Origin of the sequence: Streptomyces sp. NPDC059788 (assembly GCF_042732265.1) — a bacterium.
Classification (GTDB): domain Bacteria; phylum Actinomycetota; class Actinomycetes; order Streptomycetales; family Streptomycetaceae; genus Streptomyces.
Genome location: NZ_JBHWHY010000010.1, coordinates 173,180 through 193,676, shown reverse-complemented (window position 1 = coordinate 193,676; position 20,497 = coordinate 173,180). Strand labels below are relative to the sequence as shown.

The window sequence follows — 20,497 nt, the reverse complement described above, 5'->3', positions numbered from 1 at the left end:
AGGCCGCCCGTGCCACCCGCACCGTCTCCGCCGGAACCTCTCCAGGCTCCTCCGGCCGCATCGACACCCGACACCCTCCCCACACAACAACGTCGCTTCCAAGACCACAACCGGGTCTCGGAAGCCGACGTCACGCCAAGACCCGAATTAACCAACGGCATCGCCTGATGGGCGGCCGGGCCTCCCGCGTTCCCAGGCCGAGGCGCGTGCCCGACCTACGAGCAGCCCGACGAACGGCCTGGCTACACGACTTGGCTTCACGCCCCCGCTTTCACGTCCCGGTTTCCCGCCCCGGTTTTCCCCGCCCCGTCTACGCCGCGCAGAACTCGTTCCCCTCCGGATCGTGCATGATCCACCAGTGCCCGGCAGGCCCCTGGTCGACCTCGCGGACGCGGGTCGCCCCCAGGTCTTCCAGGCGGGTCACCAGCGCGTCGAGGCCGCCGGATTCGCTGTGTACGTCTATGTGCAGGCGGTTCTTGCCCGCCTTGCCCTCGGGCACATCCTGGAAGAGCAGCCGCCGCCCCCGCCCGACGCCGCTGGTCTCGTCGAACGGGTCGTCGGGGTGGCGTATCGCCGCGTAACCACGGAACGTCTTACGGCCGCAGTGCTCGATAACCGCCTCCTCGCGGAGGTGCCCGGCGGCCAGCAGCTGCCCTACGAGCGCGCTGGGGTCCTCCACCTCGTACTCCAGGGCGGCGGCCCAGAAGTCCGCGAGGACGGGCGCGTTCGTACTGTCGATGACCAACTTCCACGTCAGTGCCATGGGGAAGTTATACCGACCACCACTGACAACCGCCCCGCACCGAGCAGGAGGCCGGTCGGGTGGCGCCACGGCGACGTGCGCGACCGCTGCGGCCGTTCGTCGAACTCCGTTCGGTTCGCGTCAGTTGGCCCGGTCGGCAACGAAGTATCCGCGGCCGCTCACCACGTACACGAGCCCTTCGGCGCGGAGACTGGCCACGGCGCGGGTGGCCGTCGACTGGGACACGTCGAACTCGGCGGCAATCGCCACCGTGCCCGGGAGGCGTTTCCCGGCGCGATAGGTGCCGTCCTGGATGCGCCGCCGGATCTCCGCTGCGACTTGCGGCCAGTGCGGTAGGGCTCTGTCGATCTGCACCTGGTCAGCGTGCGACGGATTCACCCAGTCTGCTATCGAGATACCGACTTAGTTAGCAAGTCAGTCAGCGAGCCAGCCGGCCAGTCAGCCAGCAGGCAGCCGCCGGGCCGGAAGGCGACCGTACGCAACGAGCGCTGCCGGACCCCTTAGGGATCTCCGGCAGCGCTCGCCAGGCGGAGTGGGCGGCCGTTACCCCGCCGCCCCGATCCGTCGATCGCGCCCCGCGCCCATGCCCAGCAGGATCAGGCCCGCGCAGACGGCCAGCAGCAGCACGATCGGGACGGTCCAGCCGTGTGTGGCCTGGTGGACCGCGCCGAGTACCAGGGGGCCGGCGGCGGCGAGCAGGTAGCCCCAGGTCTGGGCCATGCCCGAGAGGCGGGCGGCGGTGTGTGCGTCGCCGGAGCGCAGCACCATCATCGTCAGCGCCAGGCCGAGTGCGCCGCCCTGGCCGATGCCCAGGAGTACGGCCCAGACCCAGGCGCCCGCCACCGGGGCCACGAGGAGGCCGACGATGCCGCAGGCCATCAGGACGGTGACGCCGACGGCCAGCAGCCGCTGCCGCCGCATCCGTCCGGCGAGCATCGGCACCACGAACGAACCGACCATCTGCACCAGGGTGCTGAAGGCGAAGACCAGCCCGGCCGTGGCCTTGCTCATGCCGTGGTCGGTGAAGATCGTCGGCATCCAGGCGATCATCACGTACGCGATCAGCGACTGCGATCCCATGAAGAGCGTGACCTGCCAGGCCAGCGGGGAGCGGGTCAGCTTGGGCCCGTCCTCGGTGGCGTGCGCCGGCGTCGCGGCGGACTGGCCGTGGTGGGTACCGCGCCGCGCGATCAGCGCCTGCGGAATCCAGACGGCGGCGGCGACCGCGGCCAGCAGCGCCCACGAGGCCAGCGAGCCCTGCCAGCCGCCCAGCGCGTTCTCCAGCGGCACGGCGGAGGCCGCCGAGACGGTGGCGCCCAGGATCATCGCCGTCGAGTACAGGGCAGTCATGCCCGCGGCCTTCTCGGGGAAGTCCCGCTTGATCAGACCGGGCATCAGGACGTTCAGCAGCGCGATGGACGTACCGACCACCGCGCACCCCACGAACAGCGCGACCACCGGCGGCGCGATGCGCAGCAGGATGCCGCCGCACAGCAGCACCAGCGCGCCGCACAGCACCGTCTCGGTGCCCCAGCGCCGGGCCAGCCGCGGCGCGGCGATCGAGCCGAGGCCCATGAAGACCAGCGGGATGGTCGTCACCAGGCTGCTCGCGGTCGCGGCCAGGTGGAAGTGGTCGCCGATCTCGCTCACCAGCGGTGAGACGCCGGCCAGCGCGGCGCGCATGTTCAGGGAGGCGAGCACGATGCCGAGCAGGACCAGGACCGGGTGCGCGCGCAGCCGGCGGCGGGCCGCGACGACCGGCGGGGCCGGGGCCAGGTCCTCCTCGGCGTCGATCAGTGGTGCTTCGGGCCGGGTCGCTGACATGGGTGGGTGACTCTCCTTGCTCGGGGTCGTGGGGGGTGTGGGTGGGGATGGCGGGCGTACGCGGAGGGCGTGGCTCCGGGCGAACCGTGACGCGCGGGGAAGGAACGTTTCGGCGGCGGTACGAGTGGGCGTACGGCTGGGCTGCCGATCCGTACGGTTGAGCTGCCGCTCCGCGCCGGCCGGGTGGGGCTGCCGCTCCGTACGGCGGGGCGCGTCCGCCCCGTACTCACCGGCGCCGCGGCGGCCCGCTCAACGCTCCGCGAGCAGCTTCTCCACCGCCCGTTTCGGCGGCTCCAGCAGCGCGCGGGCGGCTTTCTCCGCGGCCTCCGGATCGCCGGAGGCGATCGCGTCCAGGACGGCCCGGTGGTCGCCGTGCACGATCCGCGGCATCTGCTCGTCGCCGAGCGAGGAGACCAGCGCCTCGCGCACGGAACTGCTGAACCAGCCGTACGTCGCGGTCAGGGCGTTGTTGTGGGCGGCCTCCACGACGGCCCGGTGGAAGGCGACGTCGTGATCGGCGTACAGCTCCAGGTCGCCGCCGAAGGGCCGCCCGTCGGCGGCCTCCAGGGCGGCCTGCGCGTCCAGCGCGGCGCGCATCCGCTCCAGGTCGTCCGGACGGTGCCGCTGCGCCGCCAGTCGGGCGGCCTCCGCCTCCAGGGCGATGCGCAGCTCCAGTACGTCCCGGACCCCGGCCCGCTGGACGCCGCGCATGATGTCGCCCGGGTCGGCCTGGGAGAGGACGAAGGTGCCCTCGCCCTGCCGGGAGCGCAACATGCCGGCGTGCACGAGGACCCGTACGGCCTCGCGGACGGTGTTGCGGCCGACCTGGAGCTGTTCGGCCAGTGCGTGCTCGGTGGGGATGCGCTCGCCCACCGGCCAGGTGCCGGCGGCCAGCTGGGCGCGCAGGGCGTCGACGACGGTGTCCACGAGGGACTGTCGTCCCGCTGCCTGCAGCGCCATGCGCGTCTCCTCGGTCCGGTACGGGGGCGGGGATGGTGGGCCGTATTCGCCCGGTTGCCCAGTCATCCTACAACTGTTGAGTGCAGTATGCACGGAGTTCTGGTCTCCGTGCACACCGCACCCTTCCCGCGGACCGCTCCCGCGGTCCCGGTCACGGACCGACATCGCGGTCACAGACCGATGTCGCGCTCCTGGATGTCCGCCAAGGACTCCCGCCGTACGAGGACCCGCGCGTGCCCGTCCGCGACGGCGACCACCGGCGGGCGGCCCACCAGGTTGTAGCCGGAGGCCATGGACAGGTGGTACGCGCCCGCCACCGGCACGGCGATCAGGTCGCCGGGCCGTACGTCACTGGGCAGGAGCACGCCGGCCGCGAGCACGTCGCCTGCCTCGCAGTGCCGGCCCACCACGCTCACCGGCGTGGGCGCGGCGGACGACCGCCGCCCGACCAGCCGGGGCGCGTAGCGCACCCCGTACAGCGCGGGCCGCGGGTTGTCGCTCATCCCGCCGTCGACGGCGACGAAGGTGTGCTCGCCGGTCCGCTTGACGGACAGCACCCGGTACAGGGCGACGCCCGACGGGCCCGCGATGGCCCGGCCCGGTTCGACGGTCAGGCGGGGCACCGGCAGTCCGGCCGCCGCGCAGCCGCCGGCCAGCTCCGCCCGTACCTTGGCGCCGAGTGCCGCGATGTCCATGCTGTCCTCGCCGGGCCGGTAGGCGACGCCGTGGCCGCCCCCGATGTCCAGCTGCGGCAGCGTCACCCCGTGCTGCTCGTGGATACGGGCCAGCAGCCCCACCAGCCGCCGTACGGCCGACAGGAACGGTTTTACGGTGGTGATCTGCGAGCCCAGGTGGCAGTGCAGCCCGACCAGTTGCAGCCGCGGCTGGCCCAGAATCCTGGTGATGGCGTGCTGCGCCGAGCCGTCGGCCAGGGACAGGCCGAACTTCTGGTCGTCGGTTCCCGTACGGATCTTGGCGTGCCCGCCGGCGGCGATTCCCGGCACCACCCGTACGAGTACCTGCTGCCGGGTGCCGGGGGGCACTGCGGCGGCGAGCCGGGCGATCTCCGAGGTGCTGTCGATGACGATGCGGCCGACGCCCAGGCGCAGCGCGGTCCGCAGGTCCTCGGGGCTCTTGGCGTTGCCGTGCAGCACGATCCGGTCGGTCGGGAAGCCGGTGGTGACAGCGAGTTCCAGTTCGCCCGCGGAGCAGACGTCCAGGCCCAGGCCCTCCTCCCGCACCCAGTGGGCCATGGCGCGGCACAGGAACGCCTTGGCCGCGTACAGGACGTCGGAATCGGGGAAGGCGCGCAGGTAGGCACGGCAGCGGGCGCGTACCTCGGCCTCGTCCAGGACGTACGCGGGGGTGCCGAAGCGCGCGGCGAGTTCGGTGAGGGGCACGCCGCCGACGGCGAGGTCGTCGTCGGGCAGTTCGGCGGTCGAGGCGGGCCATACGGCGAGGTCGGCGGGACGGCGGCCGTGCTGCTGCCCGGCGGCTCGCGGCGGTGTCGTGGTCGTCACGGTCATGGTGGTCGTACGCCCCTTCTCAGACGGCCCGCAGCAGCGGCGTACGGGGGGTACCGGGGGCGAGGCGCGGGTCCACGGTCAGGACGGCGGCGCCGAGCGGTTCGGCGAGGGCGCGCAGCGCGGGCTCGGCGAGCCGGATCCACGGCTGGTCGGAGCCGAGCGCCGCGGCGAGCCGCTGCGGGGAGGTGAAGCCGACGGCGGTACGGCCGCCGAGCGGGGTGCGGAACAGGCGGGCCGTACAGCCCGCGGGGCCCGGCCGGACGGGGACGAACAGGGGTCCGGCCGGGACGGGTTCGGCAGGTTCGGGATCTTCCGCGTACAGGTGCTGCTGGGACACGGCGTTGCTCCTCGCACAGGACTGGCCCCGGACCGGTGAGAAGAGAAGTGCCGGGGCTCCTCCTCGACGCTATGCCCCTAGCGGCATGCGCTCGGCGGCGTACTGACGCATCATTGACGGCCCGTGGACGCCCCTTGACGCAATGCTGGTGCTCCGGCGCACGCACCGGTGCACAGGAAGGCCGCGAGCCCCGGCGCGGGCCCGTCCCTACGCCCGGGCATATGTCCAATCGCGGCACACCGCCGCCCGGTATCCACGAGGATCGCCTCGGACACCGGCCCGCCCCCTTGACCTTCACACTGTGGCAAGCCCTGCACTGGGAGACGTCATGTTCACCATCGGAGAGTTCGCGGGCCACGGCCGCGTGTCGGCCCGTATGCTGCGCCACTACGACGCCATCGGACTGCTGCGCCCGGCCTGTACGGACCCGGTCACCGGCTACCGCCGCTACGAGGCCGGGCAGCTCGCCCGCCTCAACCGCATCATCGCCCTCAAGGACCTCGGCTTCAGCCTCCAGCAGGTGGCGGCCATCCTGGACGAGCAGGTGAGCGCGGCGGAACTGCGCGGCATGCTGCGGCTACGCCGGGCCGAACTGGCGGCCGCGGTCACGGCCGCGGGCGCCCGCCTGGCCCGGGTCGAGGCGAGGCTGCGGACGATCGAGGACGAGGGGCGGATGGCCGCCGACGAGGTGGTGGTCAAGCGCGTCGAGGCGGTACGGGTCGCCGAACTGACCGACACCGCGGCGAGCTTCGGCCCCGAGCACGTCGGGCCGGTCATCCGGCCGCTGTACGACGAACTGTTCCGGAGGCTGGCCGCCGCGGGCGTCGAGCCGTCGGGCCCGGGGATCGCGTACTACGAGGACGCGCCGGAGGGCGGGGACCGCATCATGGTGCACGCGGCGGTGGTCGTCGCGACCGCTCCGCGGCCGGCCCACGACTTCGCGGTCGTCGACCTCCCGGCGATCGGGCAGGCGGCCACGGTGGTGCACCGCGGCCCCATGGAGCGGGTGCTGCCCACCGCACAGACGCTGGCCCGCTGGCTCGACGACAGTCCCTACCGCTCCGCCGGGTACCCGCGGGAACTGACGCTGGAGTGTCCCGAGGACCGTGAGCGGTGGGTGACCGAACTGCAGGAGCCGATCACCACGGAGTGAGTCCGTCCCGGTGTGGGCCCACGCGAATCCGTGCGCCCTCCAATGCGCCGGCGCACGAAGGGGCGCACGGATGCGCGTGTGCTTCAACGCCCGTGGCGCGTACGGTCCGAGGCCTTGCGCCCGTACCGGAGGCCGTATCCGACCCCGACCCTGTATCCGACCCCGACCCCGTATCCGGCCCCGACCCCGTATCCGGCTCCGGACCCGACTCGGGACCCGGCCTCGTCCCCGCACCGAGCGAACCGTTCACCGTCTCGGCGAACTCCACCGCCACCGGGCTCAGCGCCGCCCACTGCCGTACCGCCCAGCCGATGGCCAGCGGCGGCAGCCCGGGTATCGGGATCAGCCGCAGTGCCGGGTGCCCGGCGCCCCGCCAGCCCGGCAGGTCCGGCACCACCGCGTGCCCGACGCCCAGTTCCGCCAGCAGGATCGCGGTGTCCCAGTCGGCCACGCTGGTGGAGCTGCCGGACGCGGCGGCGGCGCCCGGCCCCCCGACGGCCACGGCCGCGGGGCCCGGCTCCGCTCCCGGCCGGCTCAGATGGCCGTCGAGCCGCTTACGGGAGACGGAGTTCTCCGGCAGCCGGATGTGCCGGATGCCGGACCGTCCGCCCGACAGCTCACCGGGTTCGATGCGGTCGCGTCCGGCGAGCGGGTCGCCGGACCTTACGGCGAGCACCCACGGCAGTTCCAGCACCGGGTGCTGCTCGATGCCGCGTACGGGCGGGCCGATGGTGATCCAGGCCAGTTCGGCGGTGCCGTCGGCCAGCGCCTCGAAGCAGCGCCGGCTGGAGTTCTCGGTCTGGAATTCGAGGTCGACGCGCGGGTGGCGCGCGCGGAAGGCGACCACCGCCGCCGACATGAAGTGCCGTACGGTCGTCGCGCCCGTGGTGATCCGGAGCGTACCGCCGTCACCGTGACGCAGATCGGCCAGGCGGCGCAGGGCCAGGTCCAGTTCGGTCAGGGAGCCGGTCGCGGCACGGTGGAGGATGCGGCCGGCCTGGGTGGGTGCCACACCGCGCGGCCGCCGCTCCAACAGGGCGATGCCCGCCTCGCGTTCGAGCCGTTTGACGCGCTGGCTCACCGCGGACTGTGTGCAGCCCAGGTCGCGGGCGACGGCGCTGAGGCTGCCCGCGTCGCAGACGGCGACGAAGGCACGCAGATCGTCGAGGGTCACCAACCCAAGGTATGGCTAAGGCGTTTGGAAGGAAACCCGAGGATTGACTTGGATGTGCGGGCACGAGGAGGATCGGTGCAGGGCCCAGGGCGGCCACCCGGAACCGGCTACGGCGCCGTACGGTTCCGGGGGCCGACCCGGTATGGGCCGGCCCCCGGGGCGAGGTCGCCGTGGACCTCGCCGTACGAGCCGCTGTAGTGCTTCGCCGTACGGGCCGCCGTGGCGTCCCCGACGAGTCGCCGCAGTACCGGGCCGTACGAACTGAGCCGTACGGCCCGCCTTTCACCTCCGTCAGGCGCCGACGGGCTCGTCCTCCCGGCCCCGGCCGTCACCCGCGGCCGCCCCGGCCGCGCCCTCGTGCGCTTCCGTGCCCGATACCTCGCGCGCTTCCGCGCCCGCGCCACCGCTCGCCGCCCGGCCCGCCGTACCGGCAGCGGCCGGAGCCGCCCGGTCCGCGTCCCGGTGGCGTACGACGGCCAGCACCAGCAGGCCCGCCGCCACCGCCACCACGCCCGCGACCAGCGACACCCGGGTCAGGCCGTGGACGTATCCGACGCCGGGCGTCGCGTGCGCGCCCGCGGAGCGCAGGCCCTGCGCGAAGACCGTCCCGAGGATCGCGATGCCGAGCGCGTAGCCGAGCTGGCGGAAGGTGTTCACCGCGCCGCTGGCCATGCCGGCACGCTGCGGCGGGGCCGCGCCGAGCGCCGCCGACACCAGCACCGGCATGGCCATGCCGATGCCGAGACCGCTGATGAGCAGGCCCGGCACGAGGACGCCCCAGCCGGAGTCGTCGTTCAGCAGCAGGACGTGCAGCAGCGGGCCGGCGCCGATCAGCAGGAGGCCGATGCCGATGGGCAGCTGCGGCGCCAGCCGGTGCAGGAACCGGCCGCCGAACATGCCCACGGCCATCGACGCCACCGCCATCGGCAGCACCGCGACGCCGCCCATCACCGGGCTCAGACCCAGGATGTTCTGCACCCACAGGCCCACGTACGTCAGGTACGGGAACGCCGCGGCCTGGAGGAGCAGCGCGGCCGCCATGAGGACGGCGAAGGACGGGCGCCGCAGCAGCTGCAGGTCCAGCAGCGGCCGGTCCGTACGGCGCTCCACGACCACGAAGACGATCAGCGCCAGCAGGGCCACCGCCAGCGACAGCAGGGTGCCGGACTCCGTCCAGCCCTCCTCACCGCCGCGCATCAGCCCGTACGTCAGTGCGCCCGCGCACACGGTGAACGCGCCGGCGCCCGGCCAGTCGATGCGCGCCGTGCGGTCGCCGTGCGACTCCTGGACCGACCGCAGGGTGATCCAGACCGCCACCGCCGTCAGCGGCAGGTTGACCAGGAAGATCGCCCGCCAGTCCACGTACTGGGTCAGCACGCCGCCCAGCACCGGACCGACCGCCGCCGCGGCACCGCTCGTACCGCCCCAGATGCCGAAGGCCACGCCCCGGTCCCGGCCCTGGTACGCGGCCATCAGCAGCGGCGTGTTGGTGGCGAACATGGCCGCCGCACCCGCGCCCTGCACCGCGCGGGCGGCGATCAGCACGCCCTCGTCGGGCGCCAGCCCGCAGGCGAGCGAGGCCAGCGCGAAGAGCCCGAGCCCCGCCAGGTACAGCTTGCGGCGTCCCATCAGGTCGGCCGCCGAACCGGCCACCATCAGGAGCGCGGCCAGCGCCAGCGCGTAGATGTCCATCACCCATTGCAGGGAGGTGAAGGAGGCGTCCAGGCCGTCGGCTATCCGCGGCAGCGCGGTGTTCACGATCGTGACGTCGACGAGCAACATGAAGTTACCCAGGGTGATGGCGACCAGTGGCCACCATTTGCTCCGCCCGTTATGCATCAAGAACCTCTGTGGTCGGTGTCGTGGAGTTCCGTCGCACAAGCGTCCGATCCGGCCCCCCGACTCTCCCAGCCACGGCGTCCCGCGCGACACAATCCGACACAAGCTAGCCTTGCATGGTGAAAACCGACGGTTTCGACGACCTGGACCGCAGTCTGATCCACGCCCTCCAGCTCGACGGCCGGGCGCCCTTCAGCCGTATCGCCGAGGTTCTCGGCGTCTCGGACCAGACCGTCGCCCGCCGCTACGGGCGGCTGCGCGGCGCGGGACTGATCAAGGTCATGGGGCTCACCGACCCGGCCGCCCTCGGCGAGATCGAATGGATCGTACGGGTCCAGTGCACGCCCGACGCGGCCGTCGCCGTCGCCGAGGCGCTGGCCCGGCGGCCCGACACGTCCTGGGTGTGCCTGATGTCCGGCGGCACCGAGATCGGCGCCGTCTGCCGCTCCGCGGGCAGCCGGGACAGCGACGCGCTCCTCCTCCAGAAGCTGCCGCGGACGCCGAGCGTGGTCGGCGTCACCGCGCACTGCATGGTGCACGAGTTCTTCGGCGGCCAGCTCGGGCTGGTCAACAAGTCCGGCGCGCTGACCGAGGAACAGGCCGCACGGCTGCGCCACCCGGCGTCCGCGGCGGCCGACGGGCGGGCCGTGTCCCCTCCCGGGCGGGCGGAGTCCGTCACGCTCACCGACGCCGACCGCCGGCTGCTGGGCGTCCTCGCCGAGGACGGCCGCGCCGGCCTCGCCGAACTGGCCGCGGTCACCGGCTGGTCCCAGTCCACCGTGCGCCGCCGCCTGGCCGAACTGCGCGCCGACGGCGTCCTCTACTACGACGTCGACTACGACGCCCGGCACTTCGGGCTCGGCGTCATGGTCTCCCTCTGGCTCTCCGTCGCGCCCAGCGAACTCGCGGCCACCGGCACCGCGTTGGCCCAGCACCCCGAAGTGGCCTTCGCCTGCGCCACCACCGGCCCCTCCAACCTCTTCGCGTCGGTCCTGTGCGCGGACGTGCGCGCCCTCTACACGTACCTGACCACCCGGATCGCGGCGCTGCCCGCCGTCCGGAACATGGAGTCGTCCCCACTGATCCGCCGACTCAAAGGAGCCGGACCGCACGGCTACAGCCGCCTCGCCTCCGGACCGATCACCACAGCCTCGCCCTCGGGCCGTGCGCGATGAGGCCCGTGCTCCCCGCCGCGCCCGCCGACCGGGTGGCCGCCTGGGTACGGGCCGCGCCCGGCACCCACATCTGGTTGCTGATCATCGGGGTCACCAGCCTGGTGATCGCCGGCGCCAGCGAGGGACTGGAGCACTTCCTCCTCCACCGCACCAGCAGCAACATCCACGAACTGAACCGGCACCCCGTCACCTCCCTCCTCATCAGCGGCTTCTGGATCGAGAAGCCGTCCTCCTTCCTCCTCTACGCGGTCCTCTTCGAGCTCGTGCACGCCAACGTCGAACGGTGGCTGGGGACCTGGCGCTGGCTGCTGACCGTCGGCGTCGCCCACATCGCCGCCACGCTCGCCAGCCAGGAACTGGTCCTCCTCGCCATCGAAGGCCACCGGCTGCCCCGCTCCATGACGCACGTCGTCGACATCGGCGTCTCGTACGGCCTGGCGGCGGCAGCCGGCCTGCTCACCTACCGGCTGCCGCCACCCTGGCGCTACCTCTACCTCGCGGCGGTCCTCGGCTTCTTCGGCATCCCGCTCCTGTCGGGCGCCACGTTCACCGACTTCGGCCACGCCATCGCGCTCACCCTTGGTCTCGTCGCCTGGCCCCTGACCCCGGATGCGGGCGGGGCAGGGACCGCGGACCGGAACGCAACTCCCGTACGTCCTCCGCCGGATCGCTGAGCCGCCGAGGAGGTACGCACGGGCCGCCCGCGCGACGTCGACTCTTCGAACTGAACGCCCGTGTCGAGGGCTCAGACCCTGTACAGCCGTCGAGGGCTCAGACCCCGTACAGCCGCTCCAGGACGACGGCGATGCCGTCCTCCTCGTTGGAGGCCGTGATCTCGTCCGCGACGGCCTTCAGTTCGTCGTGGGCGTTGGCCATCGCGACGCCGTGCGCGGCCCAGCCGAACATCGGGACGTCGTTGGGCATGTCGCCGAAGGCGATCGTGTCCGCGGCCTTCACGCCGAGGCGGCGGGCGGCCAGGGAGAGGCCGGTGGCCTTGGAGAGGCCGAGGGGGAGGAGTTCGACGACGCCCTCGCCGGCCATCATCACGCCGACCAGGTCACCGGCGGCCTCGCGGGCGGTGCGGGCCAGCTGGTCGTCGTCCAGGGTGGGGTGCTGGATGTAGATCTTGTTGATGGGGGCCGCCCACAGGTCGCCCGGGTCCTGGATCATCAGGTTGGGCAGCGGGCCCTCCTGGATGCGGTACCCGGGGGTGACCAGCACCTCGCCCTCCAGGCCGTCCCGGCTCGCGGCCAGGAACAGCGGGCCGACCTCCGCCTCGATCTTGGCGAGGGCCAGTCCGGCGAGCTGCCGGTCCAGCGTGACCGAGGTCAGCAGGCGGTGTTCGCCGGCGTGGTAGACCTGCGCGCCCTGCCCGCACACCGCTATGCCGTCGTAGTCCAGCGCGTCGAGGATGTGCCGGGTCCACGGCACCGCCCGGCCGGTGACGACGATGTGCGCGGCCCCCGCCGCCGTGGCCGTGGCCAGGGCGGCGCGGGTGCGCTCGGAGATCGTGTCGTCGTGCCGCAGCAGCGTCCCGTCGAGATCGGTCGCGACGAGTTTGTACGGCAGCGGGCGGGCCTGGACGGCCCGGTACGCGGGCTCGGGGGCGGTGGTCACCGGACGACGGGCTCCAGGATCTCCCGGCCGCCCAGGTACGGGCGCAGCATCTCGGGCACGCGCACGGAGCCGTCCGCCTGCTGGTGGTTCTCGAAGATCGCCACGATGGTGCGGGGCACCGCACAGAGCGTGCCGTTGAGCGTGGCGAGCGGCTTGACCTGCTGCTTGCCGTCCTTGTTGGTCCGCATCCGGACCGACAGGCGGCGGGCCTGGAACTCGTCGCAGTTCGAGGCGCTGGTCAGCTCGCGGTACTTGCCCTGGGTGGGAATCCACGCCTCGCAGTCGTACTTGCGCGAGGCCGAGGAGCCCAGGTCACCGGTGGCCACGTCGATCACCTGGAAGGGCAGCTCCAGGCCGGTCAGCCACTGCTTCTCCCAGTCCAGCAGGCGCTGGTGCTCGGCCTGCGCGTCCTCGGGGTCGACGTACGAGAACATCTCGACCTTGTCGAACTGGTGGACACGGAAGATGCCCCGGGTGTCCTTGCCGTACGTACCGGCCTCGCGGCGGAAGCACGGCGAGAAGCCCGCGTAGCGCAGCGGCAGCTTGTCCGCGTCGATGATCTCGTCCATGTGGTACGCGGCGAGCGGGACCTCGGAGGTGCCGACGAGGTAGTAGTCGTCCTTCTCCAGGTGGTACACGTTCTCCGCGGCCTGGCCGAGGAACCCGGTGCCCTCCATGGCGTGCGGGCGGACCAGCGCCGGGGTGAGCATCGGGACGAAACCGGCCTCGGTGGCCTGCGCGATGGCGGCGTTGACGAGCGCGAGCTCCAAGAGCGCGCCGATGCCCGTCAGGTAGTAGAAGCGCGAGCCGGAGACCTTCGCGGCGCGCTCGACGTCGATGGCGCCGAGCGTCTGGCCGAGCTCCAGGTGGTCCTTGGGCTCGAAGCCCTCGGCGGCGAAGTCGCGCGGGGTGCCGACGGTCTCCAGGACGGTGAAGTCCTCCTCGCCGCCGACGGGCACGTCGGGGTGGACGAGGTTGCCCAGCTTGCGCAGCAGCGCCTGGGTCTCTTCCTTGGCCTCGTCCTGCTCGGCGTCCGCGGCCTTGACGGCGGCGGACAGCTCCCCGGCCTTCTTCAGCAGCGCGGCCTTCTCGTCGCCCGCGGCCTTGGGGATGAGCTTGCCGAGCGACTTCTGCTCGGCGCGCAGCTCGTCGAAGCGGACGCTTGAGGTCCGGCGCCGCTCGTCGGCGGAGAGCAGCGCGTCGACGAGCGCGACGTCCTCTCCACGGGCGCGCTGGGAGGCGCGCACACGGTCGGGGTCCTCACGGAGCAGGCGAAGGTCAATCACCCCACCAGGCTACCGGGGCACGGCGCCGACCTTCGACGCCATATTCCCCGCGTGGCGCTTTGTCCGGTTTGCGGATATTTAGTGGGTTTGGTTATTCCGGGCGGTACGGGGCGGTAAGGCGGCTCCGAAGGGATGGATAAGGGGCGCATAAGGGGCGTGGCCGAAGAGTGCGGGGAGAAGGGGGAGGTGTGGAGGCGAGGTGTGAGGTGTCGTGTACGCGGTCGAAAAGTGGCGGAAAAAGGCGTCCGGGAAATCTTGCGCCGTCGCCGGTACGGGGGTAGTCGCTCCGCTCCGTCGACCGGCTTCCCTTGTGCGTGGCCGGAGTTGGCGGGCCTGTCGGGAGGGCGGGTGACGGAGGTTGTACCCAGGGTTGTCCACAGGGGTGGGGGTGTTCCGGAATCTTATCCACAGGCTGTGTGTGGGATCTGTGGAAGTCGGAAGGAGAGGCTCCGTATCAAGAATGCGTTGCCATGGATTCACCGATGAAACCCCTAGTGGCCGCTCTTTCGTGTGGGATTTCCTCGCCCTAAAGGATTGTTCGCGTAAATTGTGCTGACGCGGGGCGGCGTGCGGTGCTGTGGAAGGGGCTGGGGGTCGGTACAGCAATATGTCGACTCCGCCCGGGTTGAGGCGCCCGTCGTGTCGACTTATCCCCAGGTCGAGAACAGGGCCTGTGGATAACTTTGTGGACAACTCCAAGCCCCCAGACCAGGCCCTGTGCGGAACCTTCCGGTGCGTCCCGGACCGCTCCGGGGCCCGCCACCGACAGTCTCCGGCGCCTCAGGCCCGCCCGTCGAGGCAACGCGTCAGCCAGTCCGCGGCGCCGGTGAACGCCTCGTCCACCGTGTCCGGCCGTACGTTCGCGCGCACCCGGTCAGCGCGCGGATACGACCCGAGGAACCGCACCTCCCGGCAGACCCGCTTGAGCGCCATGAGCACCTCGCCGACGCGGCGGTCCGTGAGGTGCCCCTCGCAGTCCACCGAGAAGCAGTAGCGGCCGATGCCCTCGCCGGTCGGCCGCGACTCGATGCGCATCATGCTGACGCCGCGGGCCGCGTACTCCTGGAGCAGCTCCAGCAGCGCACCGGGGTGGTCCTCGCGCAGCCACAGCACGACCGAGGTCTTGTCGGCGCCGGTCCGCGCCGCCGGGCGGGCGGGACGGCCCACCAGCACGAAGCGGGTGGCGGCGTTCTGCGCGTCGTGGATGTCGGTGACCAGCGGTTCGAGGCCGTACGTCGCCGCCGCGAACTCCCCCGCGAAGGCGCCGTCGTAGCGGCCTTCCTGGACCAGGCGCGCGCCGTCCGCGTTGGAGGCCGCCGACTCCCACACCGCCTCCGGTAGGTGCCCCGCGAGCCACTTGCGGACCTGCGGCTGGGCGACCGGGTGCCCGGTGACCGTCTTGACGTCCGCCAGGCCGGTGCCGGGCCGTACGAGCAGCGCGAACGCGATCGGCAGCAGCACCTCGCGGTAGATCATCAGCGGTTCGCCGGCGGCCAGTTCGTCCAGGGTGGTGGTCACCCCGCCCTCGACCGAGTTCTCGATCGGCACCAGCGCCGCCGCGGCGTCACCGGCCCGTACCGCGTCCAGCGCGGCCGGTACGGACACCATCGGGACCAGCTCCCGGGTGGCGGATTCCGGCAGCGTGCGCAGGGCCGCCTCGGTGAACGTGCCCTCGGGTCCCAGGTACGTATAGCGGCTGACCGACATGTCCCTCTGACTCCCTCACGCTCCGGTGGGGACCGCGTCGCCGATCACCCGCTTGCCACGTTACCCGTACGGCTGCCCGGCCCGGCCGCGAAGCCGCCATCGGCCCACCGGCTCCACAGCCGTTCCAGGGCCCCTGAAGCCGCGGTGCCCCTCAGCCCTCAGGGCCCCAAGGCCCCGCCAGGACATACGGCCGTACGATCACCCCTCCAGCAACGGCTGACCCACGTACCCGCCCGCCACCGCCGCCGGCGGCACGGCGAACAGCCCGCTCGCCTCGTGCCGCAGGAAGGGGGACAGCGCGTCCCCCCGGTCCAGCTTGCGCTGGATGGGGATGAAGGAGCGCAGCGGATCGGCCTGCCAGCAGACGAACAGCAGGCCGGCGTCCGGGGCGCCGTCGTCGCGGAAGCCGTCGTGGAAGGAGAACGGCCGCCGCAGCAAGGCCGCCCCCTGGTTGGACTCCGGCGCCGCGATCCGCGCGTGCGCGTCGGCCGGGATGACCGGCAGTCCGTCGGCGGCGTTCTTGTCGAGGTCCATCTTGGTGTGCTCGTCGCCGCCGGTCAGCGGCGCGCCGTCGGCCTTGCGGCGGCCGATGACCTTCTCCTGCTTGGTCAGCGGCTGCCTCTCCCAGTCGTCCAGCAGCATCCGGATACGGCGGACGACCGCGTACGAACCGCCGCGCATCCAGGCGTGCGGTCCGCTGCCGGCGTCCCGGCCGACGAAGATCCGCTCGTCGAAGTCCGGGTCGGCGGGCTTGGGATTGTTGGTGCCGTCGACCTGGCCCATCAGGTTGCGGGCGGTCATCGGGCTCGCGGTGGCGCCGGGCGTGCGGTTGAAGCCGTTCATCTGCCAGCGCAGCCGCGCGGTGTCCCCGGCCTCCTTCTGGAGGGCGCGCAGCGCGTGGAAGGCGACCAGCGCGTCGTCCGAGCCGATCTGTATCCACAGGTCGCCGTTGCTGCGCCCGGCGTCCAGCGCGTCCGAGGAGAAGTCCGGCAGCGGTTCGAGCTGGAGGGGGCGGCGCGCGGCCAGCCCCGTACGGTCGAAGAAGGTGCGGCCGAACCCGAAGGTGACGGTGAGCGAGGACGGGCCCGCGTCCAGCGCGACACCGGTGTCCGCGGCCGGTGCGCGTCCGGCCATCAGCTCCTCGGCCGTACGGGACCAGCGGCGCAGCAGCGCTGCCGCGGCCTTGCGGTCGGCGCCCGGTGCCAGGTCGAAGGCGACGAGGTGGCCGCGCGCCTGGAGGGGCGTGGTGATGCCCGCCTGCTGCCTGGCGCGTTCGTCGCGGAAGGCGACCGAGGTCGAGCCGACGCTGCCGAGCGCGGTGGGCGGGTCGTCCTGTGCGGCGGCGACGCCGATCGCGCCGCCCGCGGCACCGGCGACGAGGCCCGCCGCGCCCGCGGCGCCGACGGTGCCCAGCAGGCGCCTACGGGACAGTTCGAGGGTCTCGGGGCGCTCCGGCCCGGCGCCGGAACCGGTGCGGCTGTCGGCCCCGGAGGCGCCGCCGGAGGGGGATGCGGTGGTCGTCATCAGTTGATCTTCACGTTCCTGGTCTCGGTGACCTGGTCGATGTCGGAGGTCCGTACGACCAGGGAGAGCTGCCACTGTCCGGGCACCGGCAACTGGACGCCGCGCGCGCTCCAGTGTCCTTCGCTGACGTGGTCGAGGGTGACCGGCAGCGGCCCGAGATTCTTGTCCTTGAGGGTGAAGGAGACCTTCACCTCGGGGACGTCCTGTGTCCTGCCGTCCGGGTCGGCGATCCGCAGGTGCAGGGCGTTGGCGCTGCCGCTGCGGCCGGGGTCCAGGTCGACGCGCGCGGTGCCCTTGCCGCGCGGGCCGCCGGTGTCGAACGGGATGTTCAGCACCTGCGGCTGGTTGGCGTCGGCCGACCGCCCGGCCCCGCCGACCGCCTTCACCGCCTCCTCCGTACGGGCCGGTTCGGTGGAGGTGAGCACGGTGGTGACCGCCAGCACGACCACGGCGACCGACGCCTCGGCGAGGACCGAGCGGCGCAGCCCGGACCGCTCCGGGTCGGCGTCGCGGATGCGCTTGGTACGGGCGGTCTTCAGCGCCGCGCGCTGGCGCGCCAGTTGCGCGGCCCGCGCGGGGTCGGTGTCCTCGGCGGGCCCGTCGGCGTCCGCGGTGCCCGTGGCCGCGCCGGGCGTCGCCGTCCCGTCCGCCGGTGCCGTCTCCTCCCGCGCTGTTGTTGTTTCCGTACGTGCCGACACGCTTTCCAGTACGGCGGCGGCTTCCGCCTCGGGCGCCGGGCCCTCGCCCAGCCGCGCCGTCCAGCGCCGCGAGAACCAGGCGACGACGAGCAGGGCGACGACCAGCGCCACCTTGATCAGCAGCAGTCGTCCGTACGAGGTGTCGGCCAGTGCCTTCCAGGTGCCGACCTGCCGCCACGACTGGTAGACGCCGGTCGCCGCCACCACCAGGACGGAGCCGAACGCGAGCCGCGAGAAGCGCCGGACGCCGGAACGGGCCATGGACGGGCCCCGGTAGAGGCAGACCAGCAGCGCGGTCAGGCCGCCGAGCCAGGTGGCGACGGCCAGCAGGTGCAGGACGTCCACGGGCATCGCGACGGCGGTCTGCAGGCCGGTCGAGGCGTGTTCGGCCATCGCCCACGTCGCGGCGAGGCCCACGGCGACGATGCCGCCGCCGATGGCGAGGCCGGAGGTGAGGTCCTTGTGCCGCTTGGTGGCGGTGGCGGTGGCGACGGCGGTGTCGGGGCCGGGGCCCGGGGGGTTCGGAGCGGCGGGCCGTTCGGCTCCCTCGGCCTCGGCCTTCCGGAGGTGCCCGGCCTCCCCGGCCTCCCCGGCCTCCCCGGCCTCCTTGGCCTTCCGGGTCTCAGGCGCCCCAGGGGCCTCCTGGGCCTCTCGCGCCTTGGGGACCGTCTTGCCCGTGCCCGGCACGCCCCCTCCCGCCGTCTCCGCGCCCGTACGCCCCTCATTCCCCTGCGCGCGGGCGTACGCGCCGAAGAGGACGGCCACGAACAGTGCCGCGGCGGCGAGCAACAGCAGCCGGGAGACCAGCGCGGCCCCCGGCTTGGTCTCCAGGACCTGCCGGAGCCCGCCGAAGTCGAAGACGTCGGCGAGGTCCCCGGACGTCGTGTACGGGGTGCGCAGCAGCAGGAGCGCGATCGTCGCAGCGGTCAGCGCGGCCCAGCCGCGGGCGACCAGGCGCTGTACGGACCGTACGCGCGCGGCGGCCGGACGGCAGATCAATACGAACGCCGCGCCGCCCACCAGGACGACGAATCCCGCGTAAGCGACGTACCGGGCGATGCCGTACAGCGCGCCGACCACGCCGCCGCCGGCCTCCTGCTGCGGCAGCGGGGCGCTCGTCTCGGAGGGCGCGCCCACGGAGAAGGTGAAGGCGCCGGAGACCGGGTGGCTGTCGGCGGAGACCGCCTGCCAGGCGACGGTGTACGTGCCGTCCGGCAGCCCCGGCGGAAGCCCGGCGCCGTACTTGACGGTCTCGCCGCTGCACAGGTCGCGCAGCTTGCCGCGGTCGACCCGCTTGCCCTGCGGGTCCAGGACCCGTACCGAGTCGTCGCCCATCGCGACGCCCTCGGAGAAGGTCAGCGTGACCTGCTCGGGTGCGCTCTTCACCACCGACCCCTGCGCGGGCGTGCTGCCGGTCAGCGCGGCGTGCGCGGAGGCCGGGGCGGCGCCCCCGAAGAGCGCGCCGAGCAGGGCCGCCGCGAGCACCAGGAGGCGCAGCGCGTACGACCGGTGGGCGCGCGGGGCGCTTCTGCGGCGTGCGCCCGGGGCGCGGGCGCCGGAGCCCGGTTCGCAGAGGACGGTGGTGGTCATGGCGAGGCGCCCCCTACTTCTTGGCGTCGTGCTGCGAGTGGCCGTTCGTGGAACCCTCGTGCTGCGAGCCGTCCTGCTGCTTCGACCCGTCGTGCTGCGCCGGTCCGTGGTCCATGTTCATGGACCCGTGGTCCATCGAGCCATGGTCCGTCGACCCGTGGTCCGCGGTGCCCCCGCCGCCGGAGTCCGCGCTCTGCCCGCCGTTCTGCCCGCCGTTCTCCCCGCTGTTCTTCGGGTCGTAGGTGGCGCCCATCACCGGCACGTCGACCTTGATCGGGTCGGACTTGTCGAAGTGCAGCTCGACGGTGACCCGCTGGCCCTCGGCGGGCTTCTTCGTCAGCCCCATGAACATCAGGTGGTTGCCGCCGCGGGCGAGTGCCAGCTCGCCGCCCGCGGGTATGTCCAGCGACTTGACCTCCTCCATCTTGTTGTCCTTGGTCGTGTGGATGGTCACGTCCTTGGCCAGGTCGCTGGTGACGGAGGTGAGCTTGTCGGCCGTACCGCCGGAGTTCTTGACGACCATGAACGCCCCGGCCATGCTCTGGTCGACCGGCTGCGGCATGTACGCGCCGGAGACCTTCAGCTCGGGGGCGCTGTCCCCGCCGCAGCCCGCGAGGGCGAATCCGGCGGTCAGGGCGAGTGCGGCGGCGAGGGTGGTGCGGCGGTTCACGGGTTCTGCCCCTTGATGATCTTCGGAAGTGCCTTGGAGTAGTGGTCGACGCCGGCGTCCTGCATCCCCATCCAGTGGATCTTGTCGTCCTTGGGGGAGCTGAGCAGGACCTGCGCGCCGTGGGTGGAGACCACGTCGCCGTTCTTCTTCTTGACGGGCTTCTCGATGCCGATGTTCACGCTGCGCGCGCCGGCCTGGATGGTGTCGAAGGAGCCGGTCAGGCCGACGAACTTCTTGTTGATGCCGCCGAGCCACTTCTTGAGCGCGGCGGAGGTGTCGCGCTCGGGGTCGGAGGTCACGAAGACGACCCGCAGGTCGTCCTGTTCGGCCTTGGGGAGCTGCCGCATCGCGACGTCGATGTTGTTCATCGTCAGCGGGCAGACGTCCGGGCAGTGGGTGTAGCCGAAGTAGACCAGGGTCGGGTGGCCCTTGGTCTGCTCGATCAGGTCGTACTTCTTGCCCTCGGTGTCCGTCAGGACCAGGTCGGGCTTCTCCATGGGCCGGTCGAGGGTGACGATCGGCTCGGACCGGGTGCCTCCGGAGACGCTGGCGGCGGGCTTGTCGCTGTCGCCGCTGTCGCAGGCGGACAGGGTCAGGGCCGAGACCAGCGCGACACCGGCGGCGATGAGGTTCCTTTTACGCATGTGCTGTATG

16 protein-coding genes and 2 pseudogenes are annotated in these 20,497 nt (G+C 72.6%); 3 read left to right on the top strand and 15 right to left on the bottom strand.

Annotation, left to right across the window (positions count from 1 at the left end; translation table 11 throughout):
- Positions 1 to 310: 310 nt before the first annotated feature.
- The 6 genes from ACFV57_RS11870 to ACFV57_RS11845 all read right to left on the bottom strand — a co-directional run bounded on the left by ACFV57_RS11870 (position 311) and on the right by ACFV57_RS11845 (position 5,410).
- On the bottom strand, positions 311 to 763 hold the full coding sequence (locus ACFV57_RS11870) for a VOC family protein (RefSeq protein ID WP_385229038.1): 453 nt from the start codon (positions 761 to 763) through the stop codon (positions 311 to 313).
- 120 nt (positions 764 to 883) lie between these two features.
- Positions 884 to 1,117: a winged helix-turn-helix domain-containing protein gene (locus tag ACFV57_RS11865; protein WP_385229035.1), complete on the bottom strand. Its 234-nt coding sequence runs from the start codon at positions 1,115 to 1,117 to the stop codon at positions 884 to 886.
- Positions 1,118 to 1,306: 189 nt separating this feature from the next.
- Complete coding sequence (locus ACFV57_RS11860) at positions 1,307 to 2,587, bottom strand: CynX/NimT family MFS transporter (protein WP_385229032.1); 1,281 nt, start codon at positions 2,585 to 2,587, stop codon at positions 1,307 to 1,309.
- A 249-nt stretch (positions 2,588 to 2,836) separates the two neighbouring features.
- The gene (locus tag ACFV57_RS11855) at positions 2,837 to 3,547 is read right to left on the bottom strand and encodes a FadR/GntR family transcriptional regulator (RefSeq protein ID WP_385229029.1); all 711 of its coding nucleotides are present in this window, start codon (positions 3,545 to 3,547) and stop codon (positions 2,837 to 2,839) included.
- Positions 3,548 to 3,717: 170 nt separating this feature from the next.
- Positions 3,718 to 5,073 carry a diaminopimelate decarboxylase gene (gene lysA, locus ACFV57_RS11850; protein WP_385229027.1) on the bottom strand — a complete coding sequence of 452 codons (1,356 nt, stop codon included), beginning with the start codon at positions 5,071 to 5,073 and terminating at the stop codon, positions 3,718 to 3,720.
- 19 nt (positions 5,074 to 5,092) lie between these two features.
- Entirely contained in the window at positions 5,093 to 5,410 is a 318-nt protein-coding gene (locus ACFV57_RS11845; protein ID WP_385229024.1) for an SAV_915 family protein, read from the bottom strand.
- 328 nt (positions 5,411 to 5,738) lie between these two features.
- Between ACFV57_RS11845 and ACFV57_RS11840 the strand changes: the two genes are divergently transcribed.
- Positions 5,739 to 6,563, top strand: coding sequence for a MerR family transcriptional regulator (locus ACFV57_RS11840; protein ID WP_385229021.1), 825 nt, complete (start codon positions 5,739 to 5,741; stop codon positions 6,561 to 6,563).
- Between the two features lie 223 nt (positions 6,564 to 6,786).
- Here ACFV57_RS11840 and ACFV57_RS11835 read toward each other — a convergent pair.
- A pseudogene (locus ACFV57_RS11835) lies at positions 6,787 to 7,737 on the bottom strand (LysR substrate-binding domain-containing protein); the annotation flags it as partial.
- Positions 7,738 to 8,028: 291 nt separating this feature from the next.
- A complete protein-coding gene (locus tag ACFV57_RS11830) occupies positions 8,029 to 9,576 on the bottom strand; it encodes an MFS transporter (RefSeq protein ID WP_385229018.1) in 1,548 nt (515 codons plus the stop codon).
- A 119-nt stretch (positions 9,577 to 9,695) separates the two neighbouring features.
- Between ACFV57_RS11830 and ACFV57_RS11825 the strand changes: the two genes are divergently transcribed.
- Positions 9,696 to 10,751, top strand: a complete 1,056-nt coding sequence (locus tag ACFV57_RS11825; RefSeq protein ID WP_385229062.1) for an Lrp/AsnC family transcriptional regulator — start codon at positions 9,696 to 9,698, stop codon at positions 10,749 to 10,751.
- Complete coding sequence (locus ACFV57_RS11820) at positions 10,748 to 11,425, top strand: rhomboid-like protein (protein WP_385229015.1); 678 nt, start codon at positions 10,748 to 10,750, stop codon at positions 11,423 to 11,425. Before ACFV57_RS11825 ends, ACFV57_RS11820 begins: the two co-directional genes overlap by 4 nt.
- Before the next feature lie 97 nt (positions 11,426 to 11,522).
- Here ACFV57_RS11820 and ACFV57_RS11815 read toward each other — a convergent pair whose 3' ends face one another.
- The 7 genes and pseudogenes from ACFV57_RS11815 to ACFV57_RS11785 form a co-directional block, all read right to left on the bottom strand.
- Positions 11,523 to 12,368 carry an HAD family hydrolase gene (locus tag ACFV57_RS11815; protein WP_385229012.1) on the bottom strand — a complete coding sequence of 282 codons (846 nt, stop codon included), beginning with the start codon at positions 12,366 to 12,368 and terminating at the stop codon, positions 11,523 to 11,525.
- The gene (gene serS, locus ACFV57_RS11810; RefSeq protein ID WP_385229009.1) at positions 12,365 to 13,654 is read right to left on the bottom strand and encodes a serine--tRNA ligase; all 1,290 of its coding nucleotides are present in this window, start codon (positions 13,652 to 13,654) and stop codon (positions 12,365 to 12,367) included. The genes ACFV57_RS11815 and serS overlap by 4 nt, the downstream gene beginning before the upstream one ends.
- Before the next feature lie 780 nt (positions 13,655 to 14,434).
- Positions 14,435 to 15,361, bottom strand: coding sequence for a prephenate dehydratase (pheA, locus tag ACFV57_RS11805; protein ID WP_385229006.1), 927 nt, complete (start codon positions 15,359 to 15,361; stop codon positions 14,435 to 14,437).
- Between the two features lie 198 nt (positions 15,362 to 15,559).
- The gene (gene efeB, locus ACFV57_RS11800; protein ID WP_385229003.1) at positions 15,560 to 16,885 is read right to left on the bottom strand and encodes an iron uptake transporter deferrochelatase/peroxidase subunit; all 1,326 of its coding nucleotides are present in this window, start codon (positions 16,883 to 16,885) and stop codon (positions 15,560 to 15,562) included.
- The gene (locus ACFV57_RS11795; RefSeq protein ID WP_385229000.1) at positions 16,885 to 19,173 is read right to left on the bottom strand and encodes a copper resistance CopC/CopD family protein; all 2,289 of its coding nucleotides are present in this window, start codon (positions 19,171 to 19,173) and stop codon (positions 16,885 to 16,887) included. The genes efeB and ACFV57_RS11795 overlap by 1 nt, the downstream gene beginning before the upstream one ends.
- Positions 19,174 to 19,402: 229 nt before the next feature.
- Positions 19,403 to 19,843, bottom strand: a pseudogene (locus tag ACFV57_RS11790) (copper chaperone PCu(A)C); the annotation flags it as partial.
- On the bottom strand, positions 19,840 to 20,487 hold the full coding sequence (locus tag ACFV57_RS11785) for an SCO family protein (protein ID WP_385228997.1): 648 nt from the start codon (positions 20,485 to 20,487) through the stop codon (positions 19,840 to 19,842). The pseudogene ACFV57_RS11790 and the gene ACFV57_RS11785, both read right to left, overlap by 4 nt.
- Between the last annotated feature and the right edge of the window lie 10 nt (positions 20,488 to 20,497).